Source organism: Streptomyces rubellus (assembly GCF_036323805.1).
Lineage (GTDB): Bacteria > Actinomycetota > Actinomycetes > Streptomycetales > Streptomycetaceae > Streptomyces.
In genome coordinates, this window is record NZ_JAZDCX010000006.1 from 244,503 (window position 1) to 262,098 (window position 17,596).

Genomic DNA, 17,596 nt, shown 5'->3' on the forward strand with positions numbered 1-17,596 from the left:
GGCCAACTTTCTGAGTGAGGAGAATCGATGCCTGCTGCCGAGTCCGGCGGACCGGCGTGGCGAGTGATCGCCGACGCACTGCGTTCCGACATCGCCGACGAGGTGTACCCGCCCGGAAGCCCGCTGCCAGGAGAAGCGCCGCTCGCCGAGCGCTATGACGTCTCCCGGCCGACCGTCCGGCGCGCGATCAACGTCCTGGTGGGCGAAGGATTGCTCACCGTTGCCCACGGACGGGGCACGTTCGTCCGGTCACGACCCGAACGACGCGTCATCCTGATCAACGCCCCGAAGACCGCCGACCTGCTCGCCGAGGACTACGACCCTTCGGCGCAGGGATGGCTGAGAGGAGAGCACGCCAAGGCCGTCGAGCTGCGCCGAGCGGGAGTCGACGCACGGGACGCGGTGATCACGTCCGCCGGACGCCACGAGGCCGAAGCGCTGGGAGTCCGCACGGGGACGAGGGTCGTCTACCGCTACGAGTACTGGCGGCACCGCACCCTGCACCAGACGATCGCCGTCACGTCGATCACGCCCGCGCACCTGGTCGGCCTGCTGCCGGAACCGAAGCCCGAGGAGCCCGCCGACCTGTACGACTGGGACCCGGACGACCCGGAGTACCCGTACAACTCCTCCAGCAGCAACCAGGAAGAGCCGGACGACCTCCCCGACGACTACGACCCGCAGGACGAGCCGGAAGGTTCGACCAGCCCGGAATGGAAGATGTACGACCGGCTGACCGAGCGGCACGGCCCGGTCCGGTTCGTCAGCAGCGTCACGGCGCGCATGCCCGTGGGCGACGAGGCGACGGATCTGGCAGTGGCGACCGGCACGGCCGTACTCGAAGTCCGCAGGACCATGGCCGACGACCAGGGCCGCCCACTGGAGGTCACGACGATCACGGCCCCCGCGGACCGCTTCGAAGTCGCCAGCGCTCCCGAATGGCTGGCAGCGACACACCACACGGGCGGAGACGCCGCCGCAGTCCTGCGCCTGTAGGTTCCGCAAATTTTCTCTACAGAATCAAGGCGGCTCGCTGCCGCTCGCCGCGCGCGGCCCGGCTCCCCCGGGCCGCCGCTCCTGTCTCCGCCCCGCTCCGGCCCGGTCCGCCGGCCCCGCGCCAGCAGCGAGCACCGGGGTTGCTGTCAGAGCTGGTCGGTGGCTGGGCCCGGTCGGCTCCGACGACTTTAGGCAGCCACCTTGGGGCGAGTCTCGAAGATCGGGGGCCCAGATCGGGCACTTGCGGGCAGGCGAGGAGCCAGCCCGATTCGCGGGCCAGCGTAAGGGCCTCCGATCTCTCGCCCCAAGGCAGCTCCCGCCCAAAGTCGCTCCGCCGACCTCGGAGCTGCAACCTCACGATTTCCTACCATTCCATGTTAGCTGCTTTCTCTTCGAGGTAGGATGCCGAAGTCAAGAAGCGCTCGAACTCCTCGTCTCCCGCATTAGAGGCAGAGCGGAAAAGATTAAGAGTTTCAGAATCGTAGGAGACGTTCAGACCTGCTTCTGCCCACCTAACTCCGTGCCGTATGGGGCCGTCGCGTAGCCATGCATCCAGCTCATCAAATAGAGAGCAAGCTAGGTCGAAGGCACTTTCGCGATCCGGCGAGAACTCAAACGTCGGATGCGAACGAATGTCTGACAAGATAGCCGGAAACGGGCCAAGCCCGGGAATTTGAAAATGCAGCGTCCCGTGACGCTTATCGAATGCTCCATGGCCATATGGATTTCTCCACACTTCGGCCATTTCGCGGAGGCGAACCCGGAATTCCTTGGCTTGAGCGTCGCCTTTTGCATCGAATACTCGATCGTACTTTTCGAATATCTTGCTTGCTATGAATTCTGTGATGGGCTCTTGTGAAGGGTCGAAGTCTGTGGCTGGCAGTGATAGGACAAGCAGGTGTTCAAACAGGCTGAAGTAGGCATTGATCATAGCGATGGTTGCGTAGAAACCCTCGCGATCCCGGGCTATGGGTTCCCCGAACGCCATTTTCAGGCTGTGTGCGATTTTCTCCGCTTCAGGTGTTGCGCCCGATACGTCAGACTTCTTGAGATCATCAATAAGCAGCCCCTTGCCAGCGTATGCCCGTTCGGCTAGGCGGCGAAAGAATCCATACATCGCCCTAAGCTGGCCGACTTGATTGTAAATGGTGACGCGCCCCAGGTGTACTTCAGATTTAGCCACTTCGGAGAGGATTTTTTTCTCGATGCAGCGGCTTGCGGATGAGATTTTTCCGATTATCTCCCTGGCGATCTCTTTCAGGGAATCTTCCTCATCTCCCTCTTGGGGGGCAAGATATAGGCGGATTCCGAACTTTTGTAGGGTGATTGAGCATGGGCGGTTGCGGAATTTGAAAGGATACTCCCACGCCAGCTTTTCGGCCATTCCCAGATTGTGGGCTCCAAGGGCCAGGCTCATCACCAGTTGCACGGACCCCGGAACAGGGAGAGATTTCCGCTCGACGGGGAAACGGGTGGCATTTACGTCTGAACGGGCCAGGCCCCGCTGGTCATCCAGGTGTGTAGAGAAGTCGCGTAGGGCAGCCCGGCAGGGCCGGAGGAGATCGTCCAAGGCTGAGTCAATAGTCATGCATGAAGTGTGGCGCAATCCTTTGCATAGGTGCGACAGATTTTCATGATGAGTGACGTGAGGGCTCTGTGGTGCTTAGGTTCTGCCAGAGATGCTTGTGATGCTCCAGGCGTTGTCACATGATTGACCCGTCAGGAGCGCAGTGGTCAGTGCGGGAGTCTGCTGTCTGCGTTCGCGGCTGAGACGCGGGCGCTCAGGGTCTCGGCGCGGGTGGCGGGGCGGATACGGGAGGGGCGGCAGTCCCACTCACGGCCGCCGCCCGGCGGGCGGAGCTGGACGAGGTCGTCCATGTGGTCCATGACCACGCCGATGCGGTCCCTCCCGGTGTCGACCACCAGCGTGCCGATCTCGGGAAGGTCGCGGGTAGCGCTGCTGTTGTTGCTGTCGGTAGCCATGCTGGCAGCGTCTCGTTCGGGCGGATATCGGCACAGAGGCCCCGCGTAGGCCAACTTGTAGGCCAGCATGGAGGCATGCGCGGGGAGACAACGGCTCAGATGATCCGGCGGTTGCGCGAGGGCAAGGGGTGGAGCCAGGCCAGGCTCGCCCGTGAGGTGTGCCGGGCCGCCGGGGTCGGTTCCGGCGGGTTGGGACGCCAGGAGATCTACCGGTACGAGAAGGGGCTCCGGACGCCGTGTGTCTGGCTGCCGTTCCTCGCTGCTGCACTGGAGGTGCCCGTGACCGAATTGGAGCGCGCTGCGGCCACCAAGGCCGACGAGGCCGCGCCCGCCAGCGTCGCCGACTTCCTGCCCGAGGGGGACCCGCTCGCGCCCCTCCAGGTCCGCCACGGCCGACGGATCGGCGCCGGGACGGTCGAGGACGTGCAGCGGCGCGTGCACGGGCTCAGGCTGGCCGACGACGTGATCGCCGGGGGCGACCTGCTCAAGCCCGCGTTGCGCGAGCTGCGGTCCGCCGTGCGGCTCTACCGGGAGAGCAGTCACAGTGAGGAGACCGGCCGGACGCTGCTGGTCGCCATAGGGGAACTGGCGCAGATCGCCGGCTGGATCGCCAGCGACGCCGGGGAGCATGAGCAGGCCGAGAAGATCTACCGGCTGGGGATCAGCGCTGCCCACCAGGCCGGGGACCGGACGCTGGTGGGGAACCTGCTCGGTTCGCTCGCCTACCAGCGGACCAACACCGGGGACGTGCGTGGCGGGCTGGTCATGGCCCGTACGGCGCTGGAGGAGGCCGGGGAGGACGCCCCGCCGCGGGCACGGGCGCTGTACCTCGATCGTGTGGCGTGGGCGCACACCAAGGCAGGCGAGCCGCAGGAGGCCGTGCGGGCACTCGGCGAGGCCGGGGAGACCCTGACCGAGCACGGCGGGGAGGACGAACCCGGCTACCTGTACTGGGTCGACCGGGGTGAGCTGGAGGTCATGGAGGCCCGCGTCTATACCGAGCTGCACCGCCCGCTCAGGGCCGTTCCGTTGCTGCGGGAGGTCCTGACGCGGTACGACGCTACCCATGCTCGGGAGCTTGCCCTCTACCTCTCGTGGCTCGCCGTCGCGCTCGCCGATGCCAACGAGCCGGAGGAGGCCGCCGCGACGGCCGAGCGCGTCTTGACCCTCTCGGCGGACGTGGCCAGCGAGCGGACCGCCGAGCGGTCGCGGGTGGTGCTGGCACGGCTGTCGGAGTACCGGGACGTTCCCGAGGTTCGGGATCTGCTCGGCCGGGCCGCGTGAGGCCCGCAGCCTGACGGCAACCGTGACGGCAACGACCGCACACGACGGCAGCCGGGGACGACCACGGACACCAGGTCCCGTAAGGGGCGAGGCCCCGCCGCAGGGCGGCGCCCAGAGCTACGGATCAGAAGGTTGCAGGTTCGAATCCTGCCGAGCGCGCAGCAGACGAGAGGCCCGGCCGGGAGATCGGCCGGGCCTCTCGTCCATGTGCTTCAGCAGCCTGCTCATGCCGGCCGAACGTCGGAGGCGGCGGCCTCCTCGGCGGAGGTGTCCGGGAACGAGTGGTGTTCGTGCGCCACGGTCCAGCGGCCCCCCTCCTTGCGCAGCCCGAGGGTGAGCCGCAGGCGGTTCTCCGGCCGTCCGGCCAGGTCCTGCGGGGTTCCGCAGCGCAGCAGGGCGTGGGCGAAGGCGACGTCACCGCCGGCGGTGACGTCGAGGGAGTCGATCTCGAAGAGGGCACCCTGGGCCTGCCAGGCGAAGAAGGGCGGCCAGCTCTCGCGGTAGGCGTCGATTCCGCGGACGCCCCGGTACGGCGGCGGTACGTCGAACATCACGATGTCGTCGGCGTGGTCCGCCAGTACCGCCGCCATGTCGCCCCGGTGTACCGCCGCGGCCCATCGCTCGACCAAGGCGCGGATCTGTGCTTCGTCATCGGACATGGTTCGGCTCCCTGCTGTCTCGGCGGCACCGCACCGTCGCGCGGCACCGTCTCCTCGGACGAACCTCTGACGGGAGGACTCCGGCCGGTGCCGGAACTCATCGCCGGCGGGGCGGGGCCGGGCTCGGCCGAGGCCGCTCCGGGGAGGCGCTCACCCCCGGGCCTCACCGGCCGGCCGCCGGCCCCGTGCCGTGCGGAGGCCGTGGCGGAGGGCCCGGCCGTCGCCGAAGAAGGGCAGCAGGAACGCGGCATGCGCGAGGTACCACCAGGCCAGGGACCGGTCCAGGTCCGGGAGCCAGAGGAGGGCGCCGACCGCGACGCAGGAGAGGGGCCCGGCGAGGGCCACCCCTGCCGTCTGGCGTGCCGTCATGGTGCCCTCGGGGACCACCGACGTACGCCACGCCGTGCGCTCGAGCGCGATACGGGTCACCGTGCGGACGCGTCTGAGGGCGACCACGTGTGCCGACTCGTGCAGGGCGAACGAGGCCACCAGCCCCAGGACCGCCGCTTCGAAGACCCCCCACGCCATCTCGGCCGGCACCCGGTCGCCCGACCGTGCGAACCAGGCCAGGGCCGCCGCCAGGAGCAGGCCCAGGAACACCAGCAGGGGCCAGACCTGGGCGGCCACCGCCGCGACGACCGTGCGGATCCGGAGGCCGTCCCGGCCGCGGCTCCCCGGGTCAGTTGCGGGACATCTCCTCGATGAGCTGCTCACGGCGCTGCCTCAACCCCCGGTAGGTGAACTGGACCATGGTCAGGACGGCGGCGAACACGAGGAACAGGATGATCAGCGCCGTCGGGTTCGCCACGCCCATGGTGACGCCGAGCGCCCCGTCGCCCTTCTCCTCCGTCTCGAAGAACAGCGAGCCGAACAGGGCCTCCCGGCGGACGGCCTTGTCATCGTCCGTTGAGAACATGAGGTACAGCAGTGTCACCACGGCGACCGCCAGGGTCAGCACGGCGGCCCCGACGACGGACCTCACGACCGGTAGTGCCTTTCTCATTCCTTCTCCTCGACTCGCTTGTCTGGATTCCCTGCACCGCGTACAGGACGAACAGGGCGGACGCTCCGGCCAGGCACACCGCCATCACCCAGGGCGGAAGCCTGAGCATTCCCAGCCCGATCGCCGACAGGGCGAGCACGACGGCGACCACGGAGAGCCCCAGGAACACGGAGAACGGGTTGTCCTTCTCCGCCGGGAACACGATGCCGATGCACGTGGTCATGACGGCCCCGCCGAGGCAGCCCAGGAGGGCCGGCCCGCTCTGGAAGAAGAGCCGCGGGTCGACGGAGAAGACGATTCCGAGCCCGGGTACGGCGAACACGGCGAGCAGGACGAGCTGCGCCCGGAGCAGGCGCCCGTAGACCCGCCAGGCGGAGACCGAGGCCCCGGGCAGCGTCCGCAGCGGCTGGGTGGCGGTGAACTGGTACAGGCCGCCCACGGACAGGAGGGTGAGGCTCCACATCGGGTTCGGCGTGGGGCGCAGCAGCAGCCAGCCGAACAGGGCGACGGCCATCACCGCACCCGCCACGGTCTGTGAACCGCGCAGCAGGCACCAGTCGTACGGGCCCAGCACACCGCGCAGCCGTCCGCCCGCCCGGATGTTCAGGTAGCGGGACTGCCGGATGTGCTGGTTCGGGGCGAGGGCGAGCGTGAGGGCCGTGAGTGCCGCCGCGGCGAGCAGCGCGGCGGCGAGGGCCGCGACGGCCCCGTACCGCTGCCACGCCCAGGACACCGAGGTGACCCACACGTGGTGGGTCCGCTCGTCCAGGTACGCCTGGCTGATGTCCTGGATCATCGGTTTCATCCGGGTGGAGTAGAGCGCCAGCAGCGCGAACAGGACCAGGACGGACAGGATGCCGGAGATCCGCCCGAGCCCTGCCAGGTTCCACAGCCGGGTCAGCGACTGGTAGAGGACGCTCAGGGCGAGGTAGGTCAGGACGGCGGGCAGGACGACGGAGGCCGTGACGTACGGGACGGCGCCCGGTCCGAGCAGGAGCACCGCGCTGACCACGAGGGCGATCAGGCCCGCGCAGGCCACGATGCCCGTCATCACCGCCTCGTACAGCAGGAAGGCCGTCGAGCGTTCCCGGTTGGTGACCGGCAGCTGGTGGCTCAGCAGGAGCATTCCCTCCGCGTTGATGAAGAGCACCTTCACCATCAGGAACGCGATCTGCACCCACAGGACGAGGGAGACCGTCGAGGTGTCGAACAGCAGACGCCAGACGGCCGTGTCGCCGGCCAGCGGCCTGAGGAAGAAGTAGGCGGAGGCGCACATGGCGCCCAGCAGCAGGACGGCAGCAGACACCACGAACACCCGTACCGGGGCGGAGCGCAGGACTCCCACCCGCAGCACCCGGCGTCGGAAGAAGACGAGGAGCATCCGGGCCAGGACGGCGGAGTGGCGCAGCCGTAGGGTCATCGCTCGTCCGATCCGAGGTGGTCGAACACCATGGTGGCCACCGAGCCGTGCTCGGCGATCAGCTCGTGCGTGGGCTCGTCGGACACCACATGGCCCAGGTCGAGGAAGACGACGCGGTCGGCCAGCCGTTCCAGGACGGTGAAGTCGTGCGTGCACAGCAGGATGGACCTGCCTTCGTCGCGGAGGCGCCGGAACTCCCGCTCGCTGAGGTGGAGCGCTTCGAGGTCGATGCCGTTGAGGGTCTCGTCGATCACGGTCAGGGGGCGGCGCATGACGAGTGCGGAGACGAGCTGGGTCTTCTTGCGCATGCCGTGCGAGTAGTCCTCGATGAGGTGGTCGTACCGCCCCTCCATCGAGAACCTGCGGAACAGCTCGAGGGCCGCGGAGTGGTCCGTTTCGGTCCGGAACAGGTCCCCCAGCAGGGAGAGGTACTCGCGGGCGGTGAGGAACTCCGGCAGGTAGTCGTTGCTGGACAGGTACATGCCCTGGGCCTTCGCCTCGGGGGAGGCGTGCTCGTGGCCGCCGACGCGGAGGGAACCGGACTGGAGGCGCACCAGGTCGAAGATGTTCTTGATCAGTGTGGACTTGCCGGAGCCGTTGGGGCCGACGAGACCGACGATCGTCCCCTCCTCGACCGAGAGGGACACGTCCGCGAGGACGTTGACGACGCCGTCGTAGGAGTAGCTGACGTTCCTGATGTCCAGAAGGGTCACGGTCACCTTGTTCCTTCGCCGAGTCCGTCGTGCGGGGGGTGCCCGGCCGGCCCGGGATGTCCGTCGGGACCGGGCCGGCCGGGCACCGTACCGGAACGTCAGCCGGTCATCCGGTGGCGTGCGCTACCTGCACTCGAAGTAGACCCGCAGACCGAAGTCCCGGTACTCCCAGCTGCCGGTGAAGGTCTTGCCCTGGTTGACCACGCACCAGACGGCCATGCCCGCGAGCAGGGTGGCGCCCAGGGCGAGGATGACCGCGATGAGCACCAGGAACCAGCCGTCGTAGCGGACCAGTCCCCGGTCGATCCTCGTCCTGGCCGCCTCGACGGCGCGTGAGGTGATCCGGTGCGTGTGCGCGGCGGTCTCCGGCGCCAGGGTGGATACGGACATGTTCTTCTCCTTTCGGGGTGGTTTCACTCACCCGAAGGTGTCATGTCCCTGCCAAGGTAACCAGTGTCCGCGAGACCACCTTTTGTCCACAGTTCATGCTTCCGGCAGGTCGCTATGACGGCCGCTTCCGCTCGCGAGGAGATCTCCAGCTTGAGGAAGATGCCGGCGATGTGCTTCTTGACCGTTCGTTCCGTTATGCAGCAGCTGTCGGCTATGGCGGTGCTGGGCAGGCAGTCGCCCAGCGCGACGAGGACTTCGCGTTCGCGCGTGGTCAGAAGGGAGAGGTCCGCCTCGCGCACCCAGTGCGGTACGTCGAGCAGTCCGCAGCAGTGCTGCCCTGTTCTGCCGTGCTCGGGCCTTCCGTCTGGTGGAATTCTCACTTCTCTTCCCCCGTGACGACGGTGTCTTCCGGTCGGGTGACCGATCGCGCTCCGGCGGGCGGCCGGAGCCACTGGCCACCCGAGCACCATAGGGGCGGCGCGGACCGGTGGGGCAAGGGGCCGTGGAGGAGGTTGGCGCTGATTGGCCCCCCGGCGGTAGTCGGGTGGAATCGGCGGAAGAGTCGTGAAACCCTATCAACCTGTACTGACCGTGATGAAGCGGAACGTTCGCGGGTGGTGCCGTACGCGGCCGGCCGGTGGCGGAAAGGCGCCGACATGCACCCGGGTTGAGCGGGTACCCGGTCCGGTCGGCATGCACACCGCCGATCGGACACGCGGCCGCCCGGGCGCCCGGGCCGGGGGCCGCGGCCGGGCGTGAAGCTCCTGAGGGCGGGTGCGGCGGGGACCGTCCGGGGAGACGGAAGTGGTCCGCCGGACGGAAAACGGTGCTCTGGACAAGTGTTTTGTCGTACCGCGATGTTTCCCGTGAAACATCGCGTGGCGGCGGTCACCGGGCGGGTCCTCCCGCGGTGTCCCCGGGCCTGACAGCCCCGAAGGCCCCCGGTGCGGAGATGCGACCGGAGGCCTTCGGGGAGGGAAAGGGCAGAAGAGGAGGGGCAGGAGGGGAAGGGGCCGGGTCAGATCCGGGCGCTCGCCGTGGAGTTCCCCGCCGTGCCCTCCGCGGCGTTCTCCGCGGGATCCTGCGGGGTGTCGAGCTGGGTCCGCAGTGGGACCTCCTTGACCAGGGCCACCAGCACCAGGGCGACCAGGGCGATCGGCGCGGCGTAGAGGTAGATGTCGGCGACACCGTGGCCGTACGCGCTCTCGACGACCGAGCGGACCGGTCCCGGAAGGGTGGCCAGGTCCGGGATGGCGCTGCCGTTGCCGCCGGTCGCCTCACCGGAGGGGGAGCCGCCCAGCCTGGCCATGCCCTCGTTCACATAGTCGGTGATGCGGTGGGCGAGCACCGCGCCCAGCACCGAGACGCCGACCGCGCCGCCCAGCGAGCGGAAGAAGGCGAGCACGGAGCTGGCCGCGCCCAGATCGCTCAGGGCGACCTGGTTCTGGGTGGCCAGCACGAGGTTCTGCATCATCATGCCGACGCCGATGCCCAGCAGCGCCATGTGGACGGCCAGCTGCCAGTACGGGGTGTCGTACCGCATCGTGCCCAGCAGTCCCAGCCCGGCCGTCAGCAGGACACCGCCGGTGACCAGCCAGACCTTCCAGCGGCCGGTGCGGGTGATGATCTGCCCGGAGACGGTGGTGGAGAGGAACAGGCCGGCGATCATCGGGATCGTCAGCACGCCGGACATGGTCGGCGACTCGCCGCGGGCGAGCTGGAAGTACTGGCTGAGGAAGACGGTCGCGCCGAACATCGCGATGCCGACGAAGAGCGAGGCCAGCGCGGTGAGCGTGATCGTGCGGTTGCGGAACAGCCGCAGCGGGACGATCGGCTCGGCGGCGCGCGTCTCGGTGGCGACGAAGGCGAAGCCGAGGGCGACGGAGGTGCCGACCATCGTGTACGTCTGCCAGGACAGCCAGTCGTAGGTGTCGCCCGCGAGCGTCACCCAGATCAGCAGCAGCGAGACCGCGGCGGTGATGAGGAAGGCGCCGAGCCAGTCGACCTTCACGCCCTGGCGGCGGATCACCGGCAGGTGCAGCGTCCGCTGCAGCACGAGCAGCGCGAGGACGGCGAAGGGCACGCCCACGTAGAAGCACCAGCGCCAGCCGAGCCAGGACGTGTCGGTGATCACGCCGCCCAGGAGCGGACCGCCGACCGTGCCGACGGCGAAGGTCGCGCCGAGGTAGCCGCTGTACCGGCCGCGCTCCCGCGGGGGGATCATCGCGGCGATGATGATCTGGGACAGCGCCGCCAGTCCGCCCGCGCCCAGTCCCTGCACCGCCCGGAAGGCGATCAGGGTGCCGGCGTCCTGGGCCAGGCCCGCGCCCGCGGAGGCCAGGACGAAGATGACCAGGGCGAGCTGCACCAGCAGCTTCTTGCTGAAGAGGTCGGCGAGCTTGCCCCACAGAGGGGTGGAGGCGGTCATGGTCAGCAGGGTCGCCGTCACCACCCAGGTGTACGCGCTCTGCCCGCCGCCCAGGTCGGCGATGATCCGGGGCAGGGCGTTGGAGACGACCGTCGAGGACAGGATCGAGACGAACATGCCGAGCAGCAGCCCGGACAGCGCCTCCATGATCTGGCGGTGCGTCATGGGCACCGCTTCGGTGTCACGCTCGGTGGGGCCGGGGCTTCCCGGCTCCTCCTTCGGGGGTGTGGACGTGGCCATGCGCTCCTTGGTTCCTGTTCTCTTCCCGGCCCGGGAACGTCGTGGCGTCCCCGGGCCGTACGTGTGGGGGCGGGCCCGGCGGGGCGGGTCTCAGGGGCGGGACCCGGGGACGCGGGCCTCGGAGTGGACCTCGGGGAGGGACGCGGTGCGGTGCGCTCCCCGGGCGCCGCGCCTGCCGCAGTCGCCGAAGCTCTCGTGCAGCCGGGCCAGTAGTTCGGTGAGGCGGCCGACATCCTCCTCGGGCCAGTCGGCGAGCACCTCGGCGAGCACGTCGGTGGCCCGCCGGTGCGTCTCGCGCAGCAGCAGCAGGCCGTCCTCGGTCAGCCGCAGCAGCCGGACCCGGCCGTCGAGGGGGTCGGGCCGCCGGTCGATCCAGCCCCGGTCGACGGCGTACGCGACCTGGCGGCTGGTGACGGACATGTCGATGCCGAGCAGATCGGTGAGCCTGCTCATCCGCATCTCGCCGTGCCTGCTCAGCAGTGTCAGTACGGCGGCGGACGCGGGCGGGCACTCGTCCGGCAGGGAGCGGGCCAGCTCGCGCCGGACGGCTCCGGTGAGGCCGATCTGCCGGGCCAGTTCCTCGTACGGAGCGGCGTGCGGATCGGGTGCGGTCATCCGGTGTCTCCCTCGGGCCCGAAAGATTGTTGCTTTGAGCAAGCTTATGTTCGTTGCTTGCCCCAAGCAAAAGAAATCGGACGGCCGAGGGCAAAAAGTTCCCCAAGCCCCGGCGGGCGACCCGCCGGGGACGGAGCGGGTGCGAACGGGAGTGCCCGGCTGGGAGAGGGGGATGACCTGTTCCCCGGGTGTTCGCTAGGGTCCTGGTCATGGCTCACAACCCCCAAGCACCGCAGGGCGGCCACGACCCCGCCGGCAGCACCCAGATGTTCCGCGCCTTCGTCGACGAGGGCGGGCCGCGTCCGCCCGCGGCGACTCCTTCCTCCGGTCCCCGGGTCGGTCTGATCGCCGGGATCGTGGTGGCCGTCCTGGTGATCGCCGGGGTCGTCTGGTTCGCCCTCTCCTGATCCGGCCGGCGCGTACGGGCGCCCACACAGGCCACAGCACCCAAGTCGGCCACGACACCCACGACCACGACGTCCGCGATCACGGCATCCGGACACGGGACAGCCGCCGCGGCGGTGTACCGCCCGGCGGCTGTCTCCGGAACCGTCCTCCCGCGGTGCCCGGCGGGCGCCGCGCCGTGCTCACTCCTCCGCGATCAGGCCCTCCCGCAGCTGCGCGAGCGTACGGGTCAGCAGCCGGGAGACGTGCATCTGTGAGATGCCGACCTGCTCGCCGATCTGCGACTGGGTCATGTTCCCGAAGAACCGGAGCATGATGATCTGCCGCTCGCGCGGCGGGAGCTTGGCGAGCAGCGGCTTGAGCGACTCGCGGTACTCCACTCCCTCCAGCGCGCTGTCCTCGTAGCCGAGCCGGTCCGCGAGGGAGCCCTCGCCGCCCTCCTCCTCCGGGGCGGGGGAGTCCAGGGAACTGGCGGTGTAGGCGTTGCCCACGGCCAGCCCGTCCACCACGTCCTCCTCGGACACGCCCAGCGCGCCCGCCAGCTCGGCGACCGTCGGGGAGCGGTCGAGCTTCTGCGACAGCTCGTCGCTGGTCTTGGTGAGCGCCAGCCGCAGCTCCTGCAGACGTCTCGGGACGCGCACCGACCAGGAGGTGTCGCGGAAGAAGCGCTTGATCTCGCCGACGACCGTGGGCATCGCGAACGTGGGGAACTCCACGCCGCGCTCGCAGTCGAAGCGGTCGATGGCCTTGATCAGGCCGATGGTGCCGACCTGGACGATGTCCTCCATGGGCTCGTTGCGGCTGCGGAAGCGGGCCGCCGCGTAGCGCACCAGCGGGAGGTTCAGTTCGATGAGGGTGTCGCGGACGTAGGCCCGCTCCGGGCTGTCCGCGTCGAGCGTGGCGAGCCGCTGGAACAGGGAGCGGGACAGAGTCCGGGTGTCGATGGCGTCGCAGTCTGCGGGAACGTACGGAGCGTCGTCGGCTGTGTCGGTCGGCTGCTCGGCGAGCACCTTCGCGCTGCCCAGTTCTACGGACATGCCACCCCCTTGGGTCGCGGACGGATCGCGGCGGCACCCTCGGCGTGAGGGAAGCACCTACCGGTCAATACCGGCGGCGCCGCCGCGGCAAACGCAGTTCCAGCAGAATGTCACAAGTCAGCAACACGACGTAGGTTCATGTCGATAAAACTGCACAGTTGACGGTGATTCCGCCTGAACGAGTGTCATCCGCGGGGCGGGGGTCACGCGTCGACGGGGTTCGCGGCCCGCAGCCGGGCGAAGCTCCGCGACAGCAGCCGGGACACGTGCATCTGGGAGACTCCCAGCTCCGCGCTGATCTGGGACTGCGTCAGATTGCGGTAGTAGCGCAGCAGCAGGATGTGCTGCTCGCGCTCGGGGAGCTGGACCAGCAGGTGCCGCACCAGGTCGCGGTGCTCGACGCCGTCCAGCGCCGGGTCCTCGTAGCCGAGCCGGTCGATGAGCCCGGGCATGCCGTCGTCCCGCTCCTGGGCGGCCTCCAGGGAGGTGGCCCGGTAGGCGCGGCCGGCCTCCAGACAGGCCAGGACCTCCTCCTCGCCGATCCGCAGCCGCTCGGCGATCTCGGCGGTGGTGGGCGAGCGGCCGTGCAGCACGGTCAGGTCCTCGGTGGCGCCGCTGACCTGCACCCACAGCTCGTGCAGCCGCCGCGGTACGTGCACGGTGCGGACGTTGTCGCGGAAGTAGCGCCGGATCTCGCCGATGATCGTGGGCATCGCGAAGGTGGGGAACTGCACGCCGCGGCCGGGGTCGAAGCGGTCGATCGCGTTGATCAGGCCGATGGTGCCGACCTGGACGACGTCCTCCATCGGCTCGTTGCGGCTGCGGAAGCGGGCGGCGACATAGCGGACGAGCGGGATGTTGGCCTCGATCAGGGCGCCGCGCACCCGTTCGTGCTCGGCGGTGCCGCGCTCCAGGCCGGAGAGCCGCTGGAAGAGGGCATGGGTCAGGGCCCGGGTCTCCGCGCTGCGGCGGTTGGGGGTCCCCCCGGCGGGGGTCTCGTCCCCGGTAGAGGGCTGGGGAAGGGTCCGCGTGGCCGCCACCGTTCGTCCAACCCCTTCATGGTCGCGACAGGTCCGGCAAAGCGGTCATAGCATCACAAGTTATATGCGCCATGCGCAAGCATCGTATGGCCACGTGTTGTTACGGGCAGGCGCACGGCGGATCCCGGCGGGAGCGCCCGGACGGGGGGCGGGCGCCGCGGCGGGCCACGTCGAGCGGCGGGAGCGGGGCGGGCGCTCCGCACGGACGATCCGGCTCAGTTCACCAGTTCGGTCATGAAGGAGCCGACACCCTTCGCGGCACCGGATATGCCCTCGAAGCCGATCCCGACGAGCTCGGCGGAACGCTCGGGCGAGGTGATGATCGAGTAGAGGACGAAGACGAGGAGGAGGTACAGCGCGACCTTCTTGACGTCCACGTAGCCCCGCCTCTCCCCGTATGTCACCGAGCACTTCGCACAAGGCCGCACGGGACCCGCCCGTGCGGTCGCGAGAGTCTATCCGGCGCGGGCGCGGCGGTCCCAGGGAGTCGCGGAGGACGTCCGCGGCGGGTGGACGGCGCTGCGCGGGGGCGGAGCGGCCGCGTGCGCGGAGGGGCCCGGCACCGCTCCCCGGGCCGGTCCTGGCCGAGCAGGAATCCGCGGGGAGGCCGCCGCCTGCCGCCGGAGCCGCCTCCGGCGGCAGGAGCACGGGGACACCGCGGGGCCGGGGTGGCGGCCCGCGCCGCCGGAGGACGCGGTGCCGGCGGCACCTGGCCAGAGGGGAGCCGGGACGGGACCGGGCCGGAAACCGGGACGGGAACTGAGACGGAGCAACGCCGAGGGCCGCACCCGTTCGGGTGCGGCCCTCGGCGTCACTGCACTTCACAAGCGGTAGCGGTGGGATTTGAACCCACGGTGGAGTTGCCCCCACACTCGCTTTCGAGGCGAGCTCCTTCGGCCGCTCGGACACGCTACCGGGAGAGAGCTTAGCCCACGGGCGGGCGTGTGCCGAAATCGGTATCCGGGCGGGTGCCGGGCCGGGACGGGGACTCCCGGCCCGGCCCGCGGAAGAAGTCCGTCAGCAGCCTTCCGCACTCCGCGGCCAGCACCCCGGAGACCACCTCGGGCCGGTGGTTGAGCCGGCGGTCCCGCACGACGTCCCACAGGGAGCCGGCGGCGCCCGCCTTGTCGTCCACCGCCCCGTAGACCACCCGCTCCAGCCGGGCCAGCACGATCGCGCCCGCGCACATCGTGCACGGCTCCAGGGTCACCGCCAGCGTGCAGCCCGACAGCCGCCACTCGCCGACCGCGCGGGCCGCGGCCCGGATCGCGACGACCTCCGCGTGCGCCGTCGGGTCGCCGGTGGCCTCGCGCTCGTTGCGGCCGCGGCCCAGGACCGTGCCGTCCGGGGCCAGGACGACCGCGCCGACGGGGACGTCGCCGGTCCGGGGGGCCAGGGCGGCCTCCTCGAGGGCATGCCGCATCGCCGGCCGCCACGGATCCCGCACCGGATCGGCCGGGTCGCGGGAGCCGTTCGGACCGTTCGGATCACGCGGAAGGCTCGGATCGCTCATGCGGGACAGTGTCCCGCCCGGGACCCGCCCGCGGGGCCGACGGGCGGGCCGTCGCTACCGCACGGCCTCCAGGGTCTCCGTGCAGCCGAGCGCGTCGGCGATCTCGCTCAGCGCGTCCTGCGAGGTCAGCGAGAGCAGCGCCTTCGCGTCCACGCCGAAGTCGGCCAGCAGGTCGACATCGCCCACCGGTCCCGCCGGAACGGCCCCGGTCGCGGGCGTGCCGTCCTCGTCGTCCGCCAGGCCGTCCTCGTCCGGTTCCGGCTCGCCGTCCTCCGTGCCGTCGAGGTCCACGAGGCGGTCGAGGTCCTCCTCCTCGTCCGGCTCCCGGCCGAGAAGCTCGTCGGTGAGCAGGATCTCCCCGTAGGAGCTGCGGGTGGCCGCGGCGGCGTCCGAGACGAAGACGCGGGGATCCTCCTCGCCCTCCACCCGGACGACGCCGAACCAGGCGCCCTCCTGTTCGATGCAGACCAGAACCGGCTCGTCGTCCTCCGAGGCCTCCCGGGCCAGGTCGGCGAGGTCGGCAAGCGTCTCGACCTCGTCGAGTTCCGTGTCGCTCGCTTCCCACCCGTCTTCGGTGCGCGCGAGCAGTGCGGCGAAATACACCGTGACTCTCCCACTGGTTTCAGGTGCCCGAGTGCTGACGGGACCGCGCCCCGCCCACTCGGAATCGTGGCAGAAACCGGCGCCCGGCGAGAGGTCTTCGACCGTGGGTCGGGTGGGTGTTGCGGCGGACTACCAGCGAAATGTCCGCATCCGCATCGCCTGTCGCATCCGCGCGGCGCGGGCGCGCCGTGGCTGGACCCGCTCGCGCAGTGCCTTCGCCTCGTTCAGCTCGCGCAGGAAGACGGCCCGGCGGCGGCGGCGTTCCGCGTCGCTCTCGGCGCCCCGGGCGCTCCGGGCCTCCCGGGACGCCGCCGTGCCCGCGAGGTCCGCGGGAATGTCGGGTGCGGCGGCCTCTCCCGGGCCGCCGCGCCGTTCCCGGGGCTCCGGGCGCCTGCGGCGCTCGCCCCGGAACTGCTCCTGGCGCTGTCCCTGGTGCTGCTCCTGACGTATGAGGGCCCGGCGTTCCCCGGGCATGTCCTCGCGTCGTTCCTTCGGCTCGTGCATACGGCCACACCTCCGGTCGTACCTGTTCACTGTCCCCCGAAAAGACGCGGGTACGCCAGTACGGGCCGGGATCGGTGCCCGGCGGCGGCCGGGCTACTGTCGTGGGTATGCGGATTCACGTCGTCGACCACCCGCTGGTGGCGCACAAACTCACCACGCTGCGCGACCGGCGCACCGACTCCCCGACCTTCCGGCGGCTCGCCGACGAGCTGGTGACCCTGCTCGCCTACGAGGCGACCCGGGACGTGCGCACCGAGCCGGTGGACCTCACCACCCCGGTGACGGCGACGACGGGCGTACGGCTGTCCCACCCGCGTCCGCTGGTGGTGCCGATCCTGCGGGCCGGACTGGGCATGCTGGACGGTATGACCCGGCTGCTGCCGACCGCCGAGGTCGGCTTCCTCGGCATGATCCGCGACGAGGAGACCCTCCAGGCGTCCACGTACGCCACCCGGATGCCCGAGGACCTCTCCGGGCGCCAGACGTACGTCCTGGACCCGATGCTGGCCACCGGCGGCACGCTGGTGGCGGCGATCCGGGAGCTGATCGGGCGCGGTGCCGACGACGTCACGGCGATCTGCCTGCTGGCGGCTCCCGAGGGCGTGGCGCTGATGGAGCGCGAGCTGGCGGGCACGCCGGTGACGGTGGTGACCGCCGCGGTGGACGAGCGGCTCAACGAGCACGGCTACATCGTCCCGGGCCTGGGGGACGCGGGCGACCGCATGTACGGGACGGCGGGTTAGGCCGGCGGCCGGACCGGCGG

The 17,596-nt window shown here is 70.2% G+C and carries 20 protein-coding genes, 1 tRNA gene and 1 pseudogene; 4 read left to right on the forward strand and 18 right to left on the reverse strand.

Annotated features, from left to right (window positions below; translation table 11 throughout):
• The first annotated feature begins 27 nt into the window (after positions 1–27).
• Positions 28–996, forward strand: coding sequence for a GntR family transcriptional regulator (locus tag V1L54_RS09575; protein WP_330117474.1), 969 nt, complete (start codon positions 28–30; stop codon positions 994–996).
• A 364-nt stretch (positions 997–1,360) separates the two neighbouring features.
• Here V1L54_RS09575 and V1L54_RS09580 read toward each other — a convergent pair whose 3' ends face one another.
• Positions 1,361–2,380 carry a hypothetical protein gene (locus V1L54_RS09580; protein ID WP_330117475.1) on the reverse strand — a complete coding sequence of 340 codons (1,020 nt, stop codon included), beginning with the start codon at positions 2,378–2,380 and terminating at the stop codon, positions 1,361–1,363.
• 350 nt (positions 2,381–2,730) lie between these two features.
• Positions 2,731–2,979: a hypothetical protein gene (locus tag V1L54_RS09585; protein WP_330117476.1), complete on the reverse strand. Its 249-nt coding sequence runs from the start codon at positions 2,977–2,979 to the stop codon at positions 2,731–2,733.
• A gap of 75 nt (positions 2,980–3,054) precedes the next feature.
• On the opposite strand from V1L54_RS09585, the gene V1L54_RS09590 reads away from it, so the two are divergent.
• Complete coding sequence (locus V1L54_RS09590) at positions 3,055–4,263, forward strand: helix-turn-helix transcriptional regulator (RefSeq protein WP_330117477.1); 1,209 nt, start codon at positions 3,055–3,057, stop codon at positions 4,261–4,263.
• 224 nt (positions 4,264–4,487) lie between these two features.
• Here the strand turns inward: V1L54_RS09590 and V1L54_RS09595 are convergent, their stop codons facing one another.
• From V1L54_RS09595 to V1L54_RS09635, 9 genes and pseudogenes are all read right to left on the reverse strand, one after another.
• Positions 4,488–4,922 carry a YybH family protein gene (locus tag V1L54_RS09595; protein WP_330117478.1) on the reverse strand — a complete coding sequence of 145 codons (435 nt, stop codon included), beginning with the start codon at positions 4,920–4,922 and terminating at the stop codon, positions 4,488–4,490.
• A gap of 150 nt (positions 4,923–5,072) precedes the next feature.
• A complete protein-coding gene (locus V1L54_RS09600; RefSeq protein WP_330117479.1) occupies positions 5,073–5,549 on the reverse strand; it encodes a hypothetical protein in 477 nt (158 codons plus the stop codon).
• A 52-nt stretch (positions 5,550–5,601) separates the two neighbouring features.
• Positions 5,602–5,838 carry a hypothetical protein gene (locus V1L54_RS09605; protein ID WP_330117480.1) on the reverse strand — a complete coding sequence of 79 codons (237 nt, stop codon included), beginning with the start codon at positions 5,836–5,838 and terminating at the stop codon, positions 5,602–5,604.
• On the reverse strand, positions 5,819–7,345 hold the full coding sequence (locus V1L54_RS09610) for a hypothetical protein (RefSeq protein ID WP_330117481.1): 1,527 nt from the start codon (positions 7,343–7,345) through the stop codon (positions 5,819–5,821). Before V1L54_RS09610 ends, V1L54_RS09605 begins: the two co-directional genes overlap by 20 nt.
• A complete protein-coding gene (locus tag V1L54_RS09615; RefSeq protein WP_330117482.1) occupies positions 7,342–8,064 on the reverse strand; it encodes an ATP-binding cassette domain-containing protein in 723 nt (240 codons plus the stop codon). The genes V1L54_RS09610 and V1L54_RS09615 overlap by 4 nt, the downstream gene beginning before the upstream one ends.
• A 117-nt stretch (positions 8,065–8,181) precedes the next feature.
• A complete protein-coding gene (locus V1L54_RS09620) occupies positions 8,182–8,448 on the reverse strand; it encodes a hypothetical protein (protein WP_330117483.1) in 267 nt (88 codons plus the stop codon).
• A 23-nt stretch (positions 8,449–8,471) separates the two neighbouring features.
• A complete protein-coding gene (locus V1L54_RS09625; RefSeq protein WP_330117484.1) occupies positions 8,472–8,828 on the reverse strand; it encodes a helix-turn-helix domain-containing protein in 357 nt (118 codons plus the stop codon).
• Between the two features lie 709 nt (positions 8,829–9,537).
• Positions 9,538–11,041 (reverse strand): annotated as a pseudogene (locus tag V1L54_RS09630) (MDR family MFS transporter); the annotation flags it as partial.
• A gap of 165 nt (positions 11,042–11,206) precedes the next feature.
• Positions 11,207–11,731, reverse strand: coding sequence for a MarR family winged helix-turn-helix transcriptional regulator (locus V1L54_RS09635; RefSeq protein WP_330117485.1), 525 nt, complete (start codon positions 11,729–11,731; stop codon positions 11,207–11,209).
• A gap of 209 nt (positions 11,732–11,940) precedes the next feature.
• Here V1L54_RS09635 and V1L54_RS09640 point away from each other — a divergent pair, with 209 nt between their 5' ends.
• The gene (locus V1L54_RS09640) at positions 11,941–12,138 is read left to right on the forward strand and encodes a hypothetical protein (protein ID WP_330117486.1); all 198 of its coding nucleotides are present in this window, start codon (positions 11,941–11,943) and stop codon (positions 12,136–12,138) included.
• Positions 12,139–12,318: 180 nt separating this feature from the next.
• On the opposite strand, the gene V1L54_RS09645 is transcribed toward V1L54_RS09640, so the two are convergent.
• The 7 genes from V1L54_RS09645 to V1L54_RS09675 form a co-directional block, all read right to left on the reverse strand.
• Positions 12,319–13,173, reverse strand: coding sequence for an RNA polymerase sigma factor SigF (locus V1L54_RS09645; protein ID WP_330117487.1), 855 nt, complete (start codon positions 13,171–13,173; stop codon positions 12,319–12,321).
• A gap of 203 nt (positions 13,174–13,376) precedes the next feature.
• Positions 13,377–14,213, reverse strand: a complete 837-nt coding sequence (locus V1L54_RS09650; protein ID WP_330117488.1) for an RNA polymerase sigma factor SigF — start codon at positions 14,211–14,213, stop codon at positions 13,377–13,379.
• A gap of 215 nt (positions 14,214–14,428) precedes the next feature.
• Positions 14,429–14,617 (reverse strand): hypothetical protein, encoded by a 189-nt coding sequence (locus V1L54_RS09655; RefSeq protein WP_330117489.1) that lies wholly within the window; start codon positions 14,615–14,617, stop codon positions 14,429–14,431.
• Between the two features lie 424 nt (positions 14,618–15,041).
• Positions 15,042–15,128: transfer RNA gene (locus V1L54_RS09660), tRNA-Ser, on the reverse strand.
• 10 nt (positions 15,129–15,138) lie between these two features.
• Positions 15,139–15,726: a tRNA adenosine(34) deaminase TadA gene (gene tadA, locus V1L54_RS09665; protein WP_330117490.1), complete on the reverse strand. Its 588-nt coding sequence runs from the start codon at positions 15,724–15,726 to the stop codon at positions 15,139–15,141.
• Positions 15,727–15,780: 54 nt separating this feature from the next.
• Positions 15,781–16,329, reverse strand: a complete 549-nt coding sequence (locus V1L54_RS09670; RefSeq protein WP_330117491.1) for a tRNA adenosine deaminase-associated protein — start codon at positions 16,327–16,329, stop codon at positions 15,781–15,783.
• Positions 16,330–16,458: 129 nt separating this feature from the next.
• Positions 16,459–16,665: a hypothetical protein gene (locus V1L54_RS09675; protein ID WP_330117537.1), complete on the reverse strand. Its 207-nt coding sequence runs from the start codon at positions 16,663–16,665 to the stop codon at positions 16,459–16,461.
• A gap of 275 nt (positions 16,666–16,940) precedes the next feature.
• Between V1L54_RS09675 and upp the strand changes: the two genes are divergently transcribed.
• Complete coding sequence (upp, locus tag V1L54_RS09680) at positions 16,941–17,576, forward strand: uracil phosphoribosyltransferase (RefSeq protein WP_330117492.1); 636 nt, start codon at positions 16,941–16,943, stop codon at positions 17,574–17,576.
• The last annotated feature ends 20 nt before the right edge of the window (positions 17,577–17,596 follow it).

What these genes read in the sequence shown, in the direction of transcription:
- V1L54_RS09585 (WP_330117476.1), bottom strand. Translation starts at nt 2,979, where the DNA reads ATGGCTACCGACAGCAACAACAGCAGCGCTACCCGCGACCTTCCCGAG.
- V1L54_RS09610 (WP_330117481.1), bottom strand. Translation starts at nt 7,345, where the DNA reads ATGACCCTACGGCTGCGCCACTCCGCCGTCCTGGCCCGGATGCTCCTC.
- tadA (WP_330117490.1), bottom strand. Translation starts at nt 15,726, where the DNA reads ATGAGCGATCCGAGCCTTCCGCGTGATCCGAACGGTCCGAACGGCTCC.
- upp (WP_330117492.1), top strand. Translation starts at nt 16,941, where the DNA reads ATGCGGATTCACGTCGTCGACCACCCGCTGGTGGCGCACAAACTCACC.
- V1L54_RS09605 (WP_330117480.1), bottom strand. Translation starts at nt 5,838, where the DNA reads ATGTTCTCAACGGACGATGACAAGGCCGTCCGCCGGGAGGCCCTGTTC.
- V1L54_RS09640 (WP_330117486.1), top strand. Translation starts at nt 11,941, where the DNA reads ATGGCTCACAACCCCCAAGCACCGCAGGGCGGCCACGACCCCGCCGGC.
- V1L54_RS09590 (WP_330117477.1), top strand. Translation starts at nt 3,055, where the DNA reads ATGCGCGGGGAGACAACGGCTCAGATGATCCGGCGGTTGCGCGAGGGC.
- V1L54_RS09575 (WP_330117474.1), top strand. Translation starts at nt 28, where the DNA reads ATGCCTGCTGCCGAGTCCGGCGGACCGGCGTGGCGAGTGATCGCCGAC.
- V1L54_RS09595 (WP_330117478.1), bottom strand. Translation starts at nt 4,922, where the DNA reads ATGTCCGATGACGAAGCACAGATCCGCGCCTTGGTCGAGCGATGGGCC.
- V1L54_RS09580 (WP_330117475.1), bottom strand. Translation starts at nt 2,380, where the DNA reads ATGGCCGAAAAGCTGGCGTGGGAGTATCCTTTCAAATTCCGCAACCGC.
- V1L54_RS09620 (WP_330117483.1), bottom strand. Translation starts at nt 8,448, where the DNA reads ATGTCCGTATCCACCCTGGCGCCGGAGACCGCCGCGCACACGCACCGG.
- V1L54_RS09635 (WP_330117485.1), bottom strand. Translation starts at nt 11,731, where the DNA reads ATGACCGCACCCGATCCGCACGCCGCTCCGTACGAGGAACTGGCCCGG.
- V1L54_RS09645 (WP_330117487.1), bottom strand. Translation starts at nt 13,173, where the DNA reads ATGTCCGTAGAACTGGGCAGCGCGAAGGTGCTCGCCGAGCAGCCGACC.